The 3,920-nt window shown below is 60.7% G+C and carries 5 protein-coding genes; 4 read left to right on the top strand and 1 reads right to left on the bottom strand.

The annotated features are described in order from the left end of the window. Nucleotides 1-785 (top strand): aldo/keto reductase (locus AC1XOS_RS20785; RefSeq protein ID WP_481964123.1); only part of this gene is annotated, 785 nt, incomplete at its 5' end. Between the two features lie 28 nt (nt 786-813). Here AC1XOS_RS20785 and AC1XOS_RS20790 read toward each other — a convergent pair. After that, entirely contained in the window at nt 814-1,593 is a 780-nt protein-coding gene (locus AC1XOS_RS20790) for a phytanoyl-CoA dioxygenase family protein (protein ID WP_481964124.1), read from the bottom strand. 57 nt (nt 1,594-1,650) lie between these two features. Between AC1XOS_RS20790 and AC1XOS_RS20795 the strand changes: the two genes are divergently transcribed. The 3 genes from AC1XOS_RS20795 to AC1XOS_RS20805 form a co-directional block, all read left to right on the top strand. Then, on the top strand, nt 1,651-2,841 hold the full coding sequence (locus AC1XOS_RS20795; protein WP_481964125.1) for a hypothetical protein: 1,191 nt from the start codon (nt 1,651-1,653) through the stop codon (nt 2,839-2,841). Nucleotides 2,842-2,851: 10 nt separating this feature from the next. Beyond that, nucleotides 2,852-3,112: a hypothetical protein gene (locus AC1XOS_RS20800; RefSeq protein ID WP_481964126.1), complete on the top strand. Its 261-nt coding sequence runs from the start codon at nt 2,852-2,854 to the stop codon at nt 3,110-3,112. Beyond that, nucleotides 3,109-3,920 (top strand): ATP-binding protein (locus AC1XOS_RS20805; RefSeq protein ID WP_481964127.1); only part of this gene is annotated, 812 nt, incomplete at its 3' end. The genes AC1XOS_RS20800 and AC1XOS_RS20805, both read left to right, overlap by 4 nt.

Here is a 3,920-nt window from a genome sequence, read left to right on the forward strand (position 1 = left end):
CCGAGAAGATCATGGGCGACTACTTTGCGCAGGGCGGTGGCCGCCGCGAGAAAGTTGTCTTGGCGACCAAGGCCTACAACAAAGTGGGCGACTGGCCCAACGAGGGACGGCTCTCCAAGCTGCGTATCAAAAAAGGCTGCGAGGATAGCCTACGCGCCCTGCAGACCGACTACATTGATCTTTTTCAGATGCACCATATCGACCGCGACTGCCCTTGGGACGAGTGCTGGGAGGCGATGGAGCAGCTCGTACGCGAGGGGAAAGTGCTCTACATCGGCTCGTCGAACTTTGGCGGCTGGCACCTCGCCGCCGCGCAAGAGAACGCCAAGCAGCGCAAGTTTCTTGGGCTTGTCAGCGAGCAGAGCCTCTACAACCTCAACGCCCGCACGGTAGAGCTCGAGGTGATCCCCGCCTGCGAGCACTACGGGCTAGGGCTGATCCCCTGGAGCCCACTCGGCGGTGGCTTGCTGGGAGGTATCTTGCAAAAGCCCACCGAGGGACGGCGCGCCGGGATCAAGCTCGACGAAGCCCTGACCGCTAAGATCACCGCCTGGGAGGCGCTCTGCACGGGCATGGGTGAGAAACCCGCCGATGTCGCGCTGGCGTGGCTCCTGAGCAATAAGATCGTCACCGCCCCGATTATCGGCCCGCGTGACACGGCGCAGCTCGACGGTAGCCTGCGGGCGCTGGAGATCCAGCTCTCCGCCGAGACCCTCAAGAAGCTCGATGAGATCTTCCCGCCCGTCGGCAAAGGCGGCCCCGCCCCCGAAGCCTACGCCTGGTAAGCCATCTCCCCGTGCGCTCGTTCCTCGCTTACGCCCCTCTTCCCGCCGCGGAAGAGGGGTTTGGGGAGATGCACCACTCGCGCCAGATATCGGTCATGGCTGCCACGCCGAACTCTTTAGCATCTTTATGGCTCCCCCGAAAGATGGCGGCGTAGCGGATGTCGGGGCAGGAGTTGGCGACGGCGGTGTGCACGAGCTGATGGTGCGTGATGACCACATCGCCGGGCTCCCCCGTGATCTGAATGGGTTCGGAGCACAGCTCGACGGCACCGATGCCATCCGCGAGATAGGCGGGGCCTTTCTCTTTGAAGACCGTCTCAAACTGCCGGTGCGTCCCCGGCCAGACCGTGAAGTTCCCTGAGTAGGGCTTGGGCAAGTCGGAGAGCAGCACCACAGCCAGCATCGTGAAGCTCCGCGCAAACTCCCCGCGTGGGATGCCGTTGGTTCCCGTTCCCTGGCCATCAATATGCCCTCGTGGCTCCTGCGGCTCGGTATCAGGGCGAGGAAAGCGCAGCGCAATCTGCGCGCTGGAGGCGAGCAGTAAGTTCCCCTCACCCACCAGCTGCTCACACGCGGTAAAGACCGGGGTTTTGTTGAAGAGATCGGTGAGCACAAGCTCACGCGTGATGCTGCGGCAGTAGGTCTGCGCCCGGTAGGTGTTGAGCTCGTCGGGGGGCATTCCATACTCGCCCATATGATGGTTAATCGCCTGCCGCGCCGCGTCCACCATCACGCGTGGCACCATGCCTTTAAGCACCAGATAGCCGTCGTCGTGCATCTGTTGAAGTTGAACAGAGTTGAGTTTCATGACAAATCGTTCGTCAAAAACTTTCCGGATTCCTGCCCCGCGCCGGAGTGTCTGAGCATGACACTTCAAGAAACTATCGCGCTCGCCGAGTCCCCCACGACCTGTCTTGAGACGCTGTTTTCTCTCTACCGCGACCTTCGCCACATCCCTGAATGGCATCGCTCCAAGATCCGAAAAAAGATCGCAGGCAACCCCAATATCCCTGCAGCATTGGTTACAGTGATCACACACTGGCACGGGCGCGAGCTCTTCCAAAACCCCGTCCTTCCTTTGCTCCTCATGGAGACACCTGACCTATTTCGGATGGCGAACGGCCGCAATCTCTACCGTCTGCTCTCGTGGGAAGAGACTCCGAAGTTCGTGCTCAATGTGCTTTCTCAGCACCACGATGCCCTCGTTGCACAGGAAGCGCAGTACCATGTCGGCTTGCACGGGGAGTACGCAGATGACTCCTGGATAGACGAGGTCAAAGATGCCTTGTATTCCTCGGCGTGTGAGACGCAGGAATACAAGTGGATGCAGTACTGGCATATGTGTGAGGCTCTCCCTTCCTGGCTCACGCAGCGCCTGGGCTGGCGCCCCCTGCCACGCCCAATCCAAACAGCTCGCATCCACCCCCATGTTACTGAACCCGCTCCCACCGAGCACGAAGCCAGTCAGCTAGAGCAGCTCACCAGCGATGAGTTGCTCACGTTAGCACAGCATCCTGGCCAGCACCCCGATCGCTTACGAATTCTAATCGAGATGTATAAAACATTTCGCTACGACGGTAACTACTGGAAAGTGTACTATGCGATATGGAATCACCCCAATTTCCCACAGGACTTACTCCGCTCAGGACGCTACTACACAGAAATCTCTTACTATGATATGAGCATTATTGAGGAGCAAGTCGAGCAGTCTCAAGGAAACGTACTTTCCTCTCTAGTAGAAAAGTTGATAGGGCACAACGATGCCAGCCTTGCCCTCTGCCAAAGGGCTCTTCTACGCTTGGTCGCCAGTCCTCCCTCCTTCTGTTACTTTCCTCCTTCTGTTACCTTCCTTGCTCTTCTACGAGCGGACGATGCCAGCCAGATTCGTTTTTCAGAGCCTGATCTCTGGTGGCACGAGCGCCTAGCGGCGGCGCTCCACCCAGGCACCCATCCCGACGTTCGTGCCTATATTGCCAAAGACTCCCATCGCTGGGTGCGTGCCGCTGCACGTGCCGCCCAAGCGGACCCGAATACCTGGAAACGGTTCTGGGAGTAGGAGAGAGACAATGACACCTCAAGAGCGCACCGCATACCCCGACACACCACCCGACGAGCTTCGTGCCTTGGCGCGGCGCTACCCCGTCGCGTTTGCCGGAGAAGCAACCGAGCCTTGGACGGGAAAGTGCCGCGCCAGCACAAGTGCGTCCACTCTCCACCAGCCCAAGCGTGACGGCAACCGCTACGTGCGGGCGGCGGCGCAAAATCGGCTTGATGATCCGGGGTGGGAGTTCCGTCCTGAAGCTATTTCGCGGAGTATGAATGTATGACACCACGCGAGCTTCGTACCTACTTAGACCGGCTGGTTGCCGAGCGGCTTTTTCTTTCGGTGATGCTCTGGGGGCCGCCGGGGGTGGGTAAATCGTCGATAGTGGCCCAGGTGGCGGCAAGCCAAGGGCTGGATTTTGTGGACGTGCGCCTCTCGCAGCTTGCGCCCACGGACCTGCGCGGCCTGCCGGTGCCCGACCACGAGAGCCGCGTCTCCCGGTGGTTTGCGCCGGAGTTTCTGCCGCAAACGTCGGGGCGCGGAGGGATTCTCTTTCTCGATGAGCTGAACATGGCACCGCCGACGATGCAAGGGATCGCGCAGCAGCTGATTCTGGATCGCAAAGTCGGCTCATATGCCGTCCCCGACGGCTGGTTTATCTGGGCGGCGGGCAACCGCAAGGAGGATCGGGCGGCGGTCTTTGAGATGCCCGCGCCTCTGGCCAATCGTTTTCTGCATCTCTCGGTCGGGCCGGACATGGACAGCTTCAAGGCCTGGGCGCTGGAGCGCGGCGTGACCGAGGAGATCATTGCGTTTCTGGCGTTTCGTCCTAGCCTGCTTCACAAGCCCGATCCTCAGCAGCCCGCGTGGCCATCGCCGCGCTCGTGGGAGCTGGCGGGGAAGCTCTTTGTAGCGCGGCTGGATATCGCCCCTGCGGTCGGTGAGGGGGCGGCGGCGGAGCTGGATGCCTACAAGAAAATCTACCGCGAGCTGCCGAGTTTAGAGGTGATCTTGAGCGGCAAGGGAAGCAAGCTCCCCTACCCCGACGAGCCCAGTGTGCGCTACGCCGTCGCCATCGGCCTCACCGCGCG

This window comes from Armatimonas sp. (genome assembly GCF_964826245.1).

Excerpts from the sequence above, each read along its gene's own strand:
- AC1XOS_RS20790 (WP_481964124.1), bottom strand. The coding sequence starts at position 1,593 with ATGAAACTCAACTCTGTTCAACTTCAACAGATGCACGACGACGGCTAT.
- AC1XOS_RS20795 (WP_481964125.1), top strand. The coding sequence starts at position 1,651 with ATGACACTTCAAGAAACTATCGCGCTCGCCGAGTCCCCCACGACCTGT.
- AC1XOS_RS20800 (WP_481964126.1), top strand. The coding sequence starts at position 2,852 with ATGACACCTCAAGAGCGCACCGCATACCCCGACACACCACCCGACGAG.